Consider the following 16,191-nt stretch of genomic DNA (forward strand, 5'->3'; position numbering starts at 1 on the left):
GGTAAAAAGATCCCAGCTGAAAATCGTTTAATGATTGTTAAGGGAGCTTCTGAGATGGAGCTTGTAAATTCAGGATTAGAGGACACAATGATTCATTCCTACCATGAGATCAGAGAGAATTTAATTACCAAACCTGGTGTTCAAACATTAAGGACCGCTGCTTTTGTGGGTTCAATTGATAAGATCGCAGTTTCTTATATGAACCTTGGTATCTGGCCGTAGGTTTTAAAGACAGCTATTTTAATCCGCATCACACATAGTGATGCGGATTTTTTTTGTCATCAGTTTGCTAATTAAACAGATGTTAAAATTAAAATGCGTTTATCAGCGTATATTACATAAAGCCTGATTATGAAAGTTAAGCTAATATTTTGGATACTTCTGACTACTTTATCTTGCGCTTGTAATGAGGCGCAAAAACTGGAAACTAAAAATGGATTTGCAGTAATAACAGCAGCAAAAAGGGGAGAAGCTGTGGCAACCTATGCTGGTGGCTGTTTCTGGGCAATGCAGGAATGTATGCTGGAGTTAAAGGGAGTGAGTAAGGTTATAAGTGGCTATTCGGGCGGTACTAAACCAAATCCGGGTTATAATGAGGTATTGTCTAAAACTACCGGATATGCGGAAGCGGTACAGGTTTATTATGATCCCAACGTAATAAGCTTTGAAAGACTAACCGAAGCATTTTTCAATGCACACGATCCTACCCAGGAGGATGGACAAGGGCCTGATCTGGGCCCTGATTATCGTTCGATCGCTTTTTATCGGTCGCCTTCAGAGAAAATAATAATTCACAACCTAATTAGTAGAATTGATTCTATAAATGGTTACAACAGGCCGGTGGTAACTGAAGTGATTCCATTTAAAGTCATTTATCCARCCGAAACCGAACATCAGGATTATTATAGAAGACATAGCTGGGATCCATACATTAGAAATGTTTCTCGCCCAAAAGTGCTAAAACTCAGAAAAACTATGCCTTACCTCATAAAATCTGAATATAAAGACTAAAAAATGAGCTTTTTGTCAGAGAACTATCAATAAACTGTCATCATCCCGAATTGGATGTAGCTAAAAGACTTTAGGTACTTATATTTTTTATCTTTGTAGGGTTCAATTTATTTTTATTACGACCATGAGAAAAAGTGCAATTGTTGGTTTAATTACTATAGCGATATGTGTAGGTTTTTTAGTTAGTCTAAACGCTGATACAAATAGCTATTCTACATTTACTGAAGCTGCAAAAGATCCTAAGGAATTTCACGTAATGGGATACTGGGAAAAAGAAAAGGGTACATATTACGACGCTCAGAAAGATGCTAACCACTTTGCTTTTTACATGAAGGATCAAAAAGGCATTGTGAATAAAGTTGTTTACAATGGCACTAAACCTCAAGACTTTGAACGCTCCGAAAAACTGGTATTAATCGGCAAGATGAAAGATGATACCTTCTACGCTTCTAAAATACTCATGAAATGTCCATCTAAATATAATAATGATCTTGTAGAAGTCAAGAAGGACGGTAAAGTGGAAAAATACAACTAATCTTAATGGATATACAATTTATTGGAGAGAACCTCCTTCCGGGTAAAGTCGGGCAATTCTTTATTGTTTTAGCATTCGCTGCGTCGTTACTATCAGCCATCTCTTATTTTTTTGCTACCCAAAATAAGGATCTTGCAGATCAATCATGGAAACGCATCGGACGCATCTCATTTCTAATAAACTGGTTTAGTGTAATAGGCATCGGAGCTACACTTTTTTTTCTAATATTAAATCATTACAACGAATACTATTACGTTTATTCACACTCTTCGAAAGAGCTGCCTGTATATTATATTGTGTCAGCATTTTGGGAAGGGCAAGAGGGAAGTTTCTGGTTATGGGCGTTTTGGCAATCATTACTGGGCGTAATATTAATGTGGAAGGCCAGAACCTGGGAAACTGGCGTAATGACCATTGTAGCGTTCTCGCAAGCATTTTTAACTTCAATGTTATTAGGTGTTGAAATCTTTGGCGAAAGAATAGGTAGCTCTCCCTTCATCCTTTTAAGAGATGCTTTAAACCTTAAGGAGATGGCGCCAGTTGTATTTGCTGATCCTGAAAACTTTAAAAACTACCTTAAATTTATAACCGACGGACGCGGATTAAATCCGCTACTTCAAAATTATTGGATGGTTATCCACCCACCGACTTTGTTTTTAGGCTTTGCCAGCATGGTTGTGCCATTTGCTTATGGAATTGCGGGGCTATGGCAAAAGAAATATAAAGAATGGGTAAAACCAGCAATGCCATGGGCATTGTTTGCCGTAATGATTTTGGGGACGGGTATCATTATGGGATCATTTTGGGCATATGAAGCACTTAATTTTGGCGGTTTCTGGGCCTGGGATCCTGTAGAAAATGCTTCTATTATTCCCTGGTTAACCCTCATAGCGGGTGTACACGTAATGATTGCCTTTAAAAATACAGGGCATGCATTCTTTACTGCAATTGTATTGATCTTCCTCAGCTTTGTATTGGTATTATATGCTTCATTTCTTACCAGAAGTGGTATTTTGGGCGAAACATCTGTCCACTCATTTACAGATCTGGGTATGTTTGGGCACCTTATATTATACAATGTTGTCTTTTTGGCCTTACCTGTAATTTTACTGATTGTAAGATGGAAAGAGTTGCCAATTACCAATAAAGACGAAGAAACTTATTCAAGAGAATTCTGGATGTTTATAGGTGCACTAGTAATTACTGTAGCTTGTATTCAGGTAATTTTCTCTACTTCAGTACCTGTGTTTAACGCAGCATTTGGAACTAACTTTGCACCTCCTATAGATGCCATTAAGTACTACAACCAATGGCAGGCTCCGTTTGCTATTTTAGTAACGGTCATATCTGGATTCACCCAGTTCATGAAGTACAAGAGAACTGATATCCGTAAATTCTACAGCAGTCTTGCGGCTACTGTGGTTTTCTCAATTGTAATTACTGCTGGTTTTGTTTATATCACCAATGTATATCATAACCTGATGTATATACTTTTAACCTTTAGCTGTGTTTTTGCAGTTATGTCTAACGCGAAGATTCTGGGACAAGGTTTTGGAGGTAAGCGGAAATTGGTAGGTGCGGCCGTTGCACACATTGGTTTTGCTTTGTTGTTGCTTGGCGCTTTGGTAGCTGCCGCTACTAACAAACCAATCTCTTTAAATGCATCTAACTTTATTCCGGTTAAAGATTTCGAGAAGGCTGAGAAACCCGGAGAGAACATTGTTCTCTACAAAAATGAGCCAAAGAAAATGGGTAAGTACACCGTTACCTATATCAGCGATACTACCGTTGCTCCAAATACTTTTTACAAATTGAACTTTAAAGTTTATGATGAAAGTACTGGCAAAGTAAAAGAAGATTTCGAAGTAAATCCTCATATTCAGTCGAACGAGAAAATGGGGCTTATTGCTTCACCTGACACTAAACATTACTTAACCTACGATATTTATACTCACGTTACCAGCGCTCCTTTGAAAGAAGACAAGGAGCATGGAGACCATGAAGGACATAGTGAAGAAGAAAACTATAAGGCTCCTAGAATTGTGACAGTTAGCGTTGGTGATACTTTACATACAAGTAGTGGGGTACTTACTGTTAAAGCACTAAATCCAAAACCGCAGGCAAAAGATTTAGTAATTGGTCCTAAGGATTTAGCTGTAGGTATGCCAATTGAGGTTGACGTTAATGGTAAAATATATAAAACTGAACCTATCTTTTTGGTTAAAGGAAATAACGTATTTGACTTTGCCCGTAATATTGATGATTTAGGGTTAAGGGTTAGGTTTACAAAAGTAATTCCTGATCAAGGCAAAGTAGAATTGCAGGTTTTTGAAAAACCTCAGCAGGCGAAGGACTGGGTTGTTTTTAAATCTATTGAGTTCCCTTACATCAATTTATATTGGATTGGTACAATAGTGATGGTTGCAGGATTTTTACTATCCATTTTCAGGAGACAAAAAGAAGTTAAAGCTGTTTAATGAAAGTAGTCTGTATTGGTTCTGGTAATGTGGCAACGCATTTGGCTAATGCGCTAAAAGCAAAGGGTGTAGATCTGATTCAGATATGGAGCCGTGATTTGGCGAACGCCTCTGAGCTGGCAAAGAACACAAACTCTGTAGCTATCTCAAATCTGGATGAAATTGACCGTTCGGCTGATTTATACATTGTTGCGGTGAAAGATGATGCCATTGCATCAGTATCTGATAGCTTAAGAGAAATAAATGGATTGGTAGTTCATACCTCGGGAGCTACATCAATAGATGCCTTGTCGGCATTGAAAAATTACGGTGTTTTATATCCTCTGCAAACTTTTTCTAAAGCCAAGCCAATTGATTTTGCTAACGTTCCATTATGTATTGAGGCAAGCAATGTACATACTTTGGAGGTCTTAAGAAGTGTCGCGGATATGCTTTCTTCGCCTGTTTATGAAGTGGATAGCGAGAAAAGGAAAATATTGCATTTGGCGGCAGTTTTTGCCTGTAATTTTGTTAACCATCTTTACACATTGAGTGATAAGATAGTGGAACATTTTGAGCTCGACTTTGAGATGCTTAAGCCATTAATAATGGAGACGGCATTAAAAGTACAGACTGAACTGCCTATAAATGTACAAACCGGACCTGCCGTTCGGGATGATGAGCAAACTATGATTAAACATCAGGTTTTACTGAATGGTATGCCTGAATTAAAAGAAATCTATCAAACTTTAAGTAAAAGCATTAAAAAAACACATTTATAGTTATAAATGCCGTTTTTCGTGCTTATTTTTGAACACAATTATGAGTATTTTTAAATTAAAGATAAATTTTGAAGAACAAGGAAAAGAACCTCTTGAATTACCTATTGTAAGTGGAGAATCGGTTCTTGATGCTTGTTTAGATCACGGAATAGAATTACAGCATAACTGTGGTGGAGTATGCGGCTGCAGTACATGTCATGTTTACGTACTAAAGGGAATGGATAATATCCAGGAAATTTCTGATAAAGAAGAAGATTTTATTGACAGAGCTGTTCGTCCTAGAATTACTTCAAGATTAGGTTGCCAGTGTGTTGTTATAGATGGAGACATAGAAGTAACAATCCCTGATCAATCAGAATTTTTAGGTCACTAATATAAATCAATAAATTATACAAAGACATGCAAGATAAATTTGCTTTACCAATATACTGGAATGACCATGAGGATATAGCCCAGGAGTTATATGAGAAATTTGGTGATGATTTTAATGAAGCCAAAATATACCGTATCAGATTCACTGAGTTAATAGAATGGGTATTGGAATTACCTAATTTTAAAGGGACCAGAGAAGAAAGCAGTGAAGGTCATTTGGAGCAAATCCAGTCGGCCTGGGTTTACGAATGGAGAGATAACCAGGATTAGTAAGATATGTTCCTGCAGAAACTTAAAAACATTACCACCCTTATTTTTGATGTGGATGGTGTGCTCACAAATGGTGATATTATTGCATCAGACAGTGGGGAGTTTCTGCGCACATTTAACATTAAAGACGGTTATGCTTTACAGCTGGCCGTGAAAAGGGGTTACCTTATTTGTATCATCTCYGGAGGGCGGGGTTTGGCAATGCAAAGACGTTTTGAAGGTTTAGGTATTGCGGAAGTATTCCTTGGTGTTTCAGATAAAGTAGATGTATTTAATTCTCTTTTGGCTAAGCATAACATTACGGCCGACGAAATATTGTATATGGGGGATGATATTCCCGATCTTAAAGTGATGCAACTGGTAGGGCTGCCAACGTGCCCTTCAGATGCTGTGCCCGAAATAAAAGCAATTTCTGAATATATTTCTCCATATTCAGGAGGTAAAACTGCAGTTCGGGATATTATTGAAAAGGTGCTTAAAGTACAGCAAAAATGGTTCGATGAGAACCCTTCTGCAGCCGATTCGGGAAAGTAGCAGCCTGCAACAATTATGTTACTTCTGTTAGATTAAACCTATTCCACTGTTCATACTCCAATCTCTTACAAAACCGAAGCTAAAAGCTTTATAACTATTAAAAATTGTAAAAGAGTATGAAAAAATTATTGATTATCTGCGGATTGTTATTTAGTGTAATAACATTTGCACAAGCGCAACAGGGTCAGGGTCAAGGTGGTCGTAGAGGAGGAACACCTGAAGAGAGAGCAAAAAGAAATACCGAAATGTTGACTAAAAAGCTTAGTCTTACGGCAGATCAGCAAACCAAAGTTTCTGCCATTTACCTGGAACAAGCCGAGGGGATGAAAAAATTGCGTGAAGATGCGGCAGGAGATAGAGACGCAATGCGGGCTGCAATGGTGAAATCTAACGAGGAAAGCGATACTAAAATTAATGCTTTGTTAAACGACGACCAGAAAAAAGCTTACACTACCTGGAAAGAAGAGAGAAAAGAAGCAATGAAAAAAAGACAAGATGGTAATGGCGGAGGTCAATAATCATTAAAACATTTAAAATAATAGAAGCGGCATATGGCCGCTTTTGTTATTTTTGAGCAAATTTTAATTATGTATAAGCAGACACTTCCAATAATACTCGCCTCAAAATCTCCACGAAGACAAGAATTGATGAAATCGATGAACCTTGATTTTAAAGTAGTTTTGAAGGAAGTTGATGAAAGCTATCCGAAAGATTTGCTCCCGGCCGAAATTGCGGTTTATATTGCCGAAAAGAAGGCAGCAGCTTTTGCAGATGATAGCCATGAAAACATAGTGATTACTGCAGATACTATTGTTGCCTATAATAATGAAATATTGGGTAAACCTGAGGATGTAACTCATGCTACTGAAATGCTAACCAAACTGTCTGGTACAAACCATCAGGTATACACTGGTGTGAGCATTGCTTATGGGGATAAAATGCATTCTTTTTACGATGTTACTGAAGTGTTTTTTAATCCACTTACAGCAGAACAGATTGATTTTTATATTGCCAATTTTAATCCTTTTGATAAAGCCGGTGCTTATGGTATTCAGGATTGGATAGGCCTTGTAGCTGTCGATAAGATTATTGGTTCTTATACAAATGTAATGGGTTTGCCAACTGAAAAGTTATATAAAGCTTTGTCAGGATTTTAATTCTGATAGCGAATATAGAACGCCCATTTTTAAATCGTAAGTGGACAAACTGATCTGTTTAATCTCAGACAGTGATRAAATGTGATTGGTAAGAATTGCGGCAATCACAATCATATCAACCCTTAATTTTATTAGATCAGGCATGTTTTGGCGTGCTGCATGGGTAGACGTAATTAGTTTTTCTGAAAGGCTATTGTAAGCAGTAAATTCTATAGGCGCAGATTTTATGTTTTCTATATGTGTTTCTTTTAAAATCATACTGGCAAAGGTTTCAAAAGCGCCGGCAGAACCAATCAAATGATCAGGTTTATGTAATATACAAGCTTCTTTTAAATCTGTGAGCTCATTGTTCAGATGGTTAATAATAGCTGATTTATCCAGCTCATTAATTGGATCTGAATGGAAATAAGCCTGCATTAATCTGGCTGCACCTATGTTATAGCTTTTCTTCCACAGCAGTTCTTTATCATTACAGATAATGAATTCGGTGCTTCCTCCGCCGATATCCATAATCAATGATGTTCCATTGATTGTACCTGTGGCTTTTACTCCTTTATAGATGTATTCAGCTTCTTTATCACCATCAATAACATCTATAATGATGTCTGCGTTTTTCTTTGCAGATTCAACAAAATCAATTCCATTGGCTGCGCTCCTTACTGCGGAGGTAGCAATTGCCAGTGTTTGCTGAACCTGGTACTTGTCAATTTTCTGTTTAAAGTTTTTTAAGGTTTCAATTCCTCGTTCAAATGCTTCGGGTATAATGATGTTTTCGTTAATGCGTCCCTGACCAAGCCTAACGGGTACGTTTGTTTTATAGATTATCTGGACGTTTGTAGCAGATATTTCTGCTATTATCAGGTGGAAGGTATTTGTACCAAGATCAATAACTGCGGCTTTCATTAAAGGTTTATTTGATGGTAAAAGTGCAAAAAAAAAGCCATCCTACTGGACGGCTTTCTAAAAACTATTTAATTATTATTCGAAATATTCTTTCATTTTTTCGAAGAAACTCTTATCGTGCTTACCAGGTTGTGGCTTAAAATTAGGAGAGTCTCTTAATTTCTCAAGCATGCTTCTTTCTTCAGAACTTAGCGCTTTTGGAGTCCATATATTTACATGGATAATCTCATCGCCTCTGTGATATGAATTGATTTCAGGAATACCTTTACCCTTTAAGCGTAATAATTTTCCGCTTTGGGTACCTGGTTCAATTTTGATTTTTGCTTTACCATCAATGGTTGGAACCTCGGCACTATAGCCTAATGCAGCATCAATGATAGAAACGTGTAAATCATAAACTACATTATTGCCTTCGCGTTTTAAAGTTTCATGAGGTATTTCTTCAATCAGGATGATCAGATCTCCGGGGATACCGCCGCTAGGTGCTGCATTACCTTTTCCGCTCATGCTTAATTGCATACCGTCACTTACACCAGCTGGGATATTGATTGTAATTGTTTCCTCGCCACGAACTATACCCTCACCATGGCATGATGTACATTTAGCCGTGATCTGTTGTCCGCTACCATTACAAGTAGGGCAGGTAGAGGTAGTTTGCATCTGACCAAGAATTGTGTTGGTCACTCTGCGAACTGCACCGCTTCCACCACAGGTTTTACATGTACTTACCGATGAGCGATCTTTAGCTCCTGTTCCGTCACATGTTTTACAGCTAATCTGCTTATTTACTTTGATTTTTTTCTCTGTACCGTTGGCAATTTCCTCAAGAGTGAGTTTTACTTTGATGCGCAGGTTAGTTCCTTTAGCTACACGTCGGCCGCCGCGCGACTGCTGACCGCCGCCTCCAAAGAAACTTTCGAAAGGACTGCCACCACCACCAAAAATATCCCCGAATTGACTGAAGATATCTTCCATGTTCATGCCGCCACCGCCATATCCACCGCTAGAAGCTCCGCCAACGCCAGCATGCCCATAATGGTCATAACGTTGTTTCTTTTCCGGATTGCTTAAAACTTCATAGGCCTCGGCAGCCTCTTTAAAGTTGTCTTCGGCAGCCTTATCCCCAGGGTTTTTATCAGGGTGAAATTTGATGGCTAGTTTGCGATAAGCCTTTTTAATTTCTTCGGCAGATGCGCTTTTGGTTACACCAAGTACATCATAAAAATCTCTCTTACTCATAATATTAACTACCCACTACAACTTTAGCAAAGCGAATCACTTTATCATTTAAAGTGTAGCCTTTCTCTAATTCATCAATTACTTTTCCTTTTAACTCTTCATTTGGGGCAGGTATTTTAGTAATAGCCTCATGGTTATCAGTATCAAAAACATTGTTGATGCTTTCCATTTCTTTTAAACCTTTTTGAGCTAAAATGCTTTTTAGCTTGCTATGTACTAACGCAACGCCTTCACGGATTGGATTTATATCAGTAGCAGTTTYTATGGCCTTGGTGGCACGATCAAAATCGTCTAAAACAGGTAACAGTGAAACTATTACATCTTTTCCCGCAGTTTGTAAAAGCTCACTACGCTCTTTTTGGGTACGACGTTTGAAATTGTCAAACTCGGCAAACAAGCGTAGATATTTATCGTTTAAAGCTGCATTCTCTTGTTGTAATTTTTCTTCGGCAGAAAGCTCTGGCACAACTTCGGTTTCCGTAACTGGATTTTCTGCAGTTACTTCTTCAGTATTTATTTGATCTTCGGTATTATTCATCTGCTCTTCAGCGTTATTTTTCACAATTGGATCTGTGTTATCGTTCTTTTTCTTCTTGCTAAACATGGTATAGTAGAATTTTTGATTGTAAACTCAAAAGTTTTGCCAATGAAATATATCAGTCATGGTGTCAGTTTTATTTAAAATAAACTGACGCGAATGACTGAAAAGGAATGTTTTGTCAGATTTTGGCGGTTAAACAATTTGTGCATCTTCATGCACAATTCCACCTTCACATTTGATAATTCTTGAAGGGAAAGTTCTTATAATATGATAATCGTGGGTAGCCATAAGTACGGCAGTTCCACTCTGACTAATCTGTTTAAGCAACATTACTATTTCTTCTGATGTATCAGGGTCTAAGTTCCCTGTAGGTTCATCAGCAAGTATTATTTCTGGGTTATTTAATAATGCACGTGCAATTACAACGCGTTGCTGCTCGCCGCCCGAAAGCTCATGCGGCATTTTTCTGATCTTTGATCGTAAGCCTACCTTTTCAAGAACATCTTTTATACGTTCTTCAATTAAGGCTTGATCTTTCCAACCTGTAGCTTTTAATACGAACTCAAGATTTTTTTCAATTGTTCTGTCGGTAAGCAGTTGAAAATCCTGGAATACAATTCCTAATTTTCTGCGTAAATAGGGTACATCTTTAATGGCCAGGTTTTTTAAATCGAAGCCAGCAATTTGTCCGTCGCCATTACCGATATGAAGATCTCCGTAAATGATTTTAAGTAAACTGCTTTTCCCGGAACCGGTTTGGCCAATTAAAAAAACGAACTCTCCTTTATCAACATTTAAATTTACATCTGATAAGACCAGATGTTTTTGTTGAAATACATCTACATTCTTTAGATTTATAACTGCGTTTCCTGTCATTTTTAAATATCTATTTTAGCAATTTGTCCAAAGGGCAAATCATTTACAAAATTCATAATGTAGGGCAATTTATCACCTAAGCCCAATTTTTCAAGCGATTTATCAGGCCTGTCTACCCTAAAGTAGGCCAATAAGGTAAATTTATCATCCCTTAATTGTACGTAATCAGGGATCTTGGCAATGCCTTTTACTTTAATAACATACATTAGGTCAAAAATAGTATTTCAAATTGAGAATTAAGGCATGTGATGTATTTATCTAATCAAGGTAAGCGATCCGGTAACTGGTTTCATGCCATTTTTCAGATCGATGATGTAGTAATAAACACCAACAGGAACATCCTCATTTCTGTACTTCCCATCCCAGGGCTTTTCATAGCCGGTACTTTCAAAGATGAGGGTTCCATAACGATTCATGACTTTTACCACAGGGGCATCCAGAGCATCTATAGCGGTGATATTCCACGCATCATTAATATTGTCGCCATTTGGACTAAAAGCATTTGGAACTGTAAGTCCGTTATAGACCTTAACAAATACCGTGTCCAGAGCGGTTACACAGCCCATAGTCGATTCTGCGTGCAGGATATAGTCTGTATCCTCTTTAGGCGATACCCTGGGAGTAAGGGAATTTTTATCATCAATATCAGTATTCGGTGTCCAGAAATACCTTACTCCATCTCCTGACACACTTCCGTTTAGTTTGACATCATATCCACTTAATATTTTTTTATCAGGACCCGCATCAGCAGCTGGTACTTTGTTAACAATTACATTTACCTGGGCCTCCCTGTAACACGTACCACTTTTTACTTGAACTGTATATAATGTAGTTACAGTTGGCGAAGCGATGGGATTCGCAACATTTGGATCTGAAAGCCCAATTGTCGGCGACCAGGAGTAGCTTGTACCCCCTGAAGCATTCAGTTGTACACTAGTTCCCTCACAAATCTGGGGTGCCGGATTGTCTACAACCGGAATTGGTGGAGGAATAACGTTCACATTTATTGCGGAAGTAACCTCACATCCCAGACTTTTTACGGTAAGGGTATAGGAGCCAGACATACTTGCTGTAGCATCTAGAATTACAGGCGATTTTTCTGTCGAAAATAAAGTTCCATTGGGCCTTCGCCATTCGTAGGTACCGTCTGTACTTACATCAAACATTATGGCATCTCCTATACATACAGGCCCATTGCTTATTGCGTTTACCATTGGGGGCRAGTTTACTTTAACGGTTAAGATAGGGGATACTGTTCGGCAATTAGGAGAATTAAAATTTCCTGGTTCAGCTGCAGTTAATCTGTAATTGTACAATCCAGGAATCGCATTAGTAAATGACTCATTATAACTTGAAGGATTTGTAGCCCCGGGAATATCAGCCCAGCTGCCACCATTGTCTTTTTGCCACTGGTACCGGAGGGTTCCCGAACCCACTGTTTGAGCCGACAGATTTAAGGTTGTGGTGGTCCCTTCACAAATATCTTGAACTCGATTAAAACTAGTGCCTATTCCAGCTTTAATATCTGGTCCGCAGGCTCTGAATGTGATGTCATCTATCACGATATCATTTCCACCAGCATCATTTACATTAAAAACATTATTGATCATTCTGATTTTCACGCGTGTTGAAGTTGTGGTTTGAAAAATGAACCCATATTGCCTCCAATTACGGTCTTGATCCGGAATGTCACCAGTGTTATAACTACCTAATTCTATATCATTCATATCTAATACTACAAATGTGATATTTGGCTTTAAGCCGGAATAGTCAAGCATGTTCAGTAGCCATGCAGCAAATTCGTATTTGGTATTTGGACAGAGATTAATCTGTACATCTGATTCATAAAAAATACCAGGATTGCGGTCTGCATTTACAACCATCATATAGCCGTCTACATCATCAGGGGTATGATTGGTTACTGCATACCAATTCCTGTTCATGCCAATAGTTGTTTTTGCAATAGTATAGGTGCCGTCCCGTACATTTCTGTCGCTTACATAGGTATAACTGCTAAAGCCAGGATCGGGGCCAGCATCCGCACTTCCTCTTCCAAAATCTATGTTCACTACCGGATCTCCTAAAGAGCCGGTACATACCTGTGCCTTCACCTTTGCAGCACTAAAGGTGAGCAGTAAAAACAATGCGGTAAGTTTTGTATATCCCCAGGTCAATACAGTTATTTAAGCTAATACAATATACTGCTTATTCTCTGTATTTTAAACAGCCTTGCTATACCTAATGTACCCGTCTGAATCTTACTTATGCCGTCTACCATAATAACATAGAAGACAAATTATAATGGGCTAAAATTATTGTTTTAGTTAAGTGCCTTATTGTTAGTTGTTTGAGGTGTTTTTTTAACGAAAGAGCACAAGAATGGACGTATTGCTAAAAACCGTCTTAAATACCGTAAAGTAACATTTTTTATCTAAAGCAACCGTTTGTGTTGAATTATTGATATATCTAACTTATTTGGTTTTCCTATCATTTGCATATGTAATGAATTGTGAATGAATATGTCTTTATAGTTAAATTATWTCCAATATTGTTTAAGACTTATATCTTGATATGAGGACTATGTATAATCTTATTTGGTTAATGCAAACGGTTGCGTTGTTAAAGATTGTTAAATGACATTTCAATAACACTAGATTAGGGCTATCAACTAAAACAGCAATAATATTTTTAGCACATAAAAGCTTGAGAATTAATTATTAACCATTAACCAGGATTTGATTTAGGGCATCAAACCAGAACAACAAATAACCATATATAATTTTAAACGAGGGAATTAGGTAAACCTCAATTAGCTATTTACAATAAATATAGCCGGGGAATTCCTATGCCTTAATTGTATTAACAAACTAACTTAAACTAACAACTAACCAACCCATGAAAAATCAAGTCACCTAACTGCAATTGGTGAATATGGCTATCCAGGAATAGTCCAGCCACTTAACAGATTGAAAGAAAATCGCTCTTCATTGAATTCAACTATTTGATTTTAAACTAAAAAAATGTTTATGAATAATTTTTACAAGAAGCAACTCTTGACCTGCCTGTTGCTACTGTTTTCTGTAATTGCATTCGCACAAAAAAAGATTAGCGGAACAGTTAAAGGATCAGACGACGGTGGTCCTCTTCCAGGAGTGTCCGTTACATTAAAAGGAACCTCTAAGGGGGTTAGTACAGATGGAAATGGAAAATTTACAATTGATGCACCTGCAGATGGTGTTCTTCATTTTTCATATATAGGATATAATGCCAAGGATGTAAACATTGCCGGGCAAACTGAGGTCAATGTTCAATTGGCTCCTTCTGCAAATGCGCTTAAAGATGTAGTCGTAATTGGATACCAGGAAGTATCAAGGAAAAAAACTACTGCAGCAGTATCTACAGTAAAAGCTAAAGACATTGAAAATTTACCATCTCCAACATTTGATAAACTCTTGCAAGGTAGGGTGGCGGGACTAAATGTTCAGGCATTCTCAGGTGAGCCCGGTGGTACACCAACATTTGTTGTACGTGGTAATTCATCAATCGGAAGAGCAGTAAATGCAGCACGTGCCTTAAGCAGCCCATTATTTGTGATAGATGGAATTCCTATTTCAAGTGAGGATGTAACCTCATTTGGAGATTTAACAGGAACCAACTTCATTGCAGGAATAAATCCTAATGATATAGAATCCATTGATGTTTTAAAAGATGCTGCAGCCGCATCAATCTATGGATCAAGAGGTGCAAACGGAGTAGTAGTTGTTAAAACTAAGCGTGGTAAGTCTGGTAAACCTGAGATTAATGTAAGTGCGTATACCGGTGTTTCTAAACAAGGTGAGATGCAAGAGTACATCACAGGTGCTCAGGAGCGCAGGTATAAAATGGATTATTTGAACAAGTACGCCAGCCATGAGCAACAGGGGCTATATCCTATGATACTAACCGATAGTTTAAATCCTGCATTTAATAATGCGAACGATTGGCAGGGAATATTTTATCGCACAGGTATCATTCAAAATTATGATGCTTCTGCATCTGGTGGCTCAGAGACTATGAATTATCGCTTTAGTGGTAACTACTACAACGAGGGTGGTATTATTAAAGGAACAGGTTTTAAACGTTATACCATGTCGGGATCAATGGGAGTTAAGCTTTCAGAGCGTCTTAAACTTGATGCATTATTTAGATTGTCGAGGGGAGACCGCGCCAGAGGACGTGGACAAGCACCTTGGGAAAACCCTCTTCCAATAAATGCAGGGACGTTTCCAACTTCACTGTTATATATAAGTGATGTGGATATGCAAAACTTTACAGGTGTGCTGGATCAGGTTAAGGATAAGAATATCAATGATGATATTACGTCTAGTATAACACTAAATTACGATATCAGTAAAAAGTTTCATTTTCAAACACAAGGATCGTTGCAATCAAGCAAAGGCGGCAGAGACATCTTTAGGCCAAGTATTTTGGATGCGGAGGGTAATTTTTATGCTCAATCGTCTAGATCGAACTTTGATAACTTTAATATAGACAACCTTCTTTCGTATACTACTTCGGTGAATAATGACCACCACATTACCGTACTGGGTGGAAATACGATAAACTACCTGACAAGAGAATATACAGGGATTGGGGGGATTGGAAAAGGGAATAATGTAATTTCTACTGTTCAGGGTATTAATGAATATGCGTATAGTGATCCATACGGTAATATGATAACGGGGTCTAAACGCGAAGCTTCAGGAATGCTGTCGTTTTTCGGAAGAGCAAGTTATGATTATAAAGATAAGTATCTCTTCTCTGTTAGTTTCCGTGCCGATGCCTCATCTCGTTTTGGTAAGAATTACAGGTGGGCCCACTTTCCTTCTGTTTCGGCAGGTTGGGTAATATCTGACGAGCCGTTTATGAAATCAGCAGAGAATTGGGTGTCATTACTGAAAATAAGAGGTAGTTATGGTGTTTCAGGTAACTTACCGGCCGATTACTATGCGCCATTTAACTCATACATTACCGGAAATGGTGGTGCAGGGTATCAAGGCTCTGCCGCTACAAATACCTACAATGGTGTAAACTCGGTAACTTATAATCCCGGATCTATTACACAAGATAATTTAACATGGGAAAGATCAATCCAATCGAATATTGGTATTGATGCAGAATTATTTAAAAGCAGATTAAACATATCTGTTGATGCTTATAACCGTGGTACATCAGACCTTATTTTCGATTTGATTATGCCGGTTACCAGCGGGTATGATAAAGTTAGAACTAATGCTGTTGATGTTAGGAATTTAGGGGTTGATTTAAATGTTACAGGAAGAGTATTCAGTCCTGAGAGCAAATTTCAATGGAATCCAAGATTGGTAATGTCATTCAACAAAAATCAAATCATGTCGTTGCCTAATGGTAATAGAGACATTATGGTTACAGATGGTAATACAGGTACTACTTTTATACTTACAAAAGGGCGTCCTATTTATGAATATTTCCTGGTTAAATCGGCAGGGGTATATAC

Annotated in this window: 16 protein-coding genes and 1 pseudogene; 11 read left to right on the plus strand and 6 right to left on the minus strand. The window is 37.9% G+C overall.

Going from position 1 to position 16,191, the window contains the following annotated elements; genetic code table 11:
* The 10 genes and pseudogenes from AC1DG9_RS12830 to AC1DG9_RS12875 form a co-directional block, all read left to right on the plus strand.
* Nucleotides 1-222, plus strand: a pseudogene (locus tag AC1DG9_RS12830) (Glu/Leu/Phe/Val dehydrogenase); the annotation flags it as partial.
* Nucleotides 223-351: 129 nt separating this feature from the next.
* Nucleotides 352-1,011 carry a peptide-methionine (S)-S-oxide reductase MsrA gene (gene msrA, locus AC1DG9_RS12835; RefSeq protein WP_477634714.1) on the plus strand — a complete coding sequence of 220 codons (660 nt, stop codon included), beginning with the start codon at nt 352-354 and terminating at the stop codon, nt 1,009-1,011.
* Between the two features lie 124 nt (nt 1,012-1,135).
* On the plus strand, nt 1,136-1,546 hold the full coding sequence (locus tag AC1DG9_RS12840; RefSeq protein WP_172660719.1) for a cytochrome c maturation protein CcmE domain-containing protein: 411 nt from the start codon (nt 1,136-1,138) through the stop codon (nt 1,544-1,546).
* 5 nt (nt 1,547-1,551) lie between these two features.
* Complete coding sequence (gene ccsA, locus AC1DG9_RS12845) at nt 1,552-4,023, plus strand: cytochrome c biogenesis protein CcsA (protein ID WP_337715645.1); 2,472 nt, start codon at nt 1,552-1,554, stop codon at nt 4,021-4,023.
* Nucleotides 4,023-4,784 carry a Rossmann-like and DUF2520 domain-containing protein gene (locus AC1DG9_RS12850; protein ID WP_172660717.1) on the plus strand — a complete coding sequence of 254 codons (762 nt, stop codon included), beginning with the start codon at nt 4,023-4,025 and terminating at the stop codon, nt 4,782-4,784. Before ccsA ends, AC1DG9_RS12850 begins: the two co-directional genes overlap by 1 nt.
* Nucleotides 4,785-4,824: 40 nt before the next feature.
* Nucleotides 4,825-5,157 carry a 2Fe-2S iron-sulfur cluster-binding protein gene (locus AC1DG9_RS12855; protein WP_048904285.1) on the plus strand — a complete coding sequence of 111 codons (333 nt, stop codon included), beginning with the start codon at nt 4,825-4,827 and terminating at the stop codon, nt 5,155-5,157.
* A 26-nt stretch (nt 5,158-5,183) separates the two neighbouring features.
* Complete coding sequence (gene iscX, locus AC1DG9_RS12860) at nt 5,184-5,426, plus strand: Fe-S cluster assembly protein IscX (RefSeq protein WP_048904286.1); 243 nt, start codon at nt 5,184-5,186, stop codon at nt 5,424-5,426.
* A gap of 6 nt (nt 5,427-5,432) precedes the next feature.
* On the plus strand, nt 5,433-5,960 hold the full coding sequence (locus AC1DG9_RS12865) for a KdsC family phosphatase (RefSeq protein ID WP_337715643.1): 528 nt from the start codon (nt 5,433-5,435) through the stop codon (nt 5,958-5,960).
* A gap of 116 nt (nt 5,961-6,076) precedes the next feature.
* On the plus strand, nt 6,077-6,478 hold the full coding sequence (locus tag AC1DG9_RS12870; RefSeq protein WP_048904288.1) for a periplasmic heavy metal sensor: 402 nt from the start codon (nt 6,077-6,079) through the stop codon (nt 6,476-6,478).
* A 69-nt stretch (nt 6,479-6,547) separates the two neighbouring features.
* Nucleotides 6,548-7,117 (plus strand): Maf family protein, encoded by a 570-nt coding sequence (locus tag AC1DG9_RS12875; RefSeq protein WP_172660714.1) that lies wholly within the window; start codon nt 6,548-6,550, stop codon nt 7,115-7,117.
* Here the strand turns inward: AC1DG9_RS12875 and AC1DG9_RS12880 are convergent.
* From AC1DG9_RS12880 to AC1DG9_RS12905, 6 genes are all read right to left on the minus strand, one after another.
* On the minus strand, nt 7,106-8,020 hold the full coding sequence (locus AC1DG9_RS12880) for a Ppx/GppA phosphatase family protein (protein ID WP_477634715.1): 915 nt from the start codon (nt 8,018-8,020) through the stop codon (nt 7,106-7,108). The two genes, AC1DG9_RS12875 and AC1DG9_RS12880, sit on opposite strands and share 12 nt — an antisense overlap.
* A 75-nt stretch (nt 8,021-8,095) precedes the next feature.
* Nucleotides 8,096-9,259: a molecular chaperone DnaJ gene (gene dnaJ, locus AC1DG9_RS12885; protein WP_172660712.1), complete on the minus strand. Its 1,164-nt coding sequence runs from the start codon at nt 9,257-9,259 to the stop codon at nt 8,096-8,098.
* Between the two features lie 4 nt (nt 9,260-9,263).
* Nucleotides 9,264-9,863, minus strand: coding sequence for a nucleotide exchange factor GrpE (locus AC1DG9_RS12890; protein ID WP_477634716.1), 600 nt, complete (start codon nt 9,861-9,863; stop codon nt 9,264-9,266).
* A gap of 129 nt (nt 9,864-9,992) precedes the next feature.
* A complete protein-coding gene (locus AC1DG9_RS12895; protein ID WP_048904291.1) occupies nt 9,993-10,676 on the minus strand; it encodes a cell division ATP-binding protein FtsE in 684 nt (227 codons plus the stop codon).
* Nucleotides 10,677-10,678: 2 nt separating this feature from the next.
* The gene (locus AC1DG9_RS12900; protein WP_048904292.1) at nt 10,679-10,882 is read right to left on the minus strand and encodes a hypothetical protein; all 204 of its coding nucleotides are present in this window, start codon (nt 10,880-10,882) and stop codon (nt 10,679-10,681) included.
* A 48-nt stretch (nt 10,883-10,930) separates the two neighbouring features.
* The gene (locus AC1DG9_RS12905; RefSeq protein ID WP_477634717.1) at nt 10,931-12,850 is read right to left on the minus strand and encodes a gliding motility-associated C-terminal domain-containing protein; all 1,920 of its coding nucleotides are present in this window, start codon (nt 12,848-12,850) and stop codon (nt 10,931-10,933) included.
* Between the two features lie 852 nt (nt 12,851-13,702).
* Here AC1DG9_RS12905 and AC1DG9_RS12910 point away from each other — a divergent pair.
* Nucleotides 13,703-16,191 (plus strand): SusC/RagA family TonB-linked outer membrane protein (locus tag AC1DG9_RS12910; RefSeq protein ID WP_477634718.1); only part of this gene is annotated, 2,489 nt, incomplete at its 3' end.

The organism is Pedobacter sp. 05L430, from assembly GCF_056397585.1.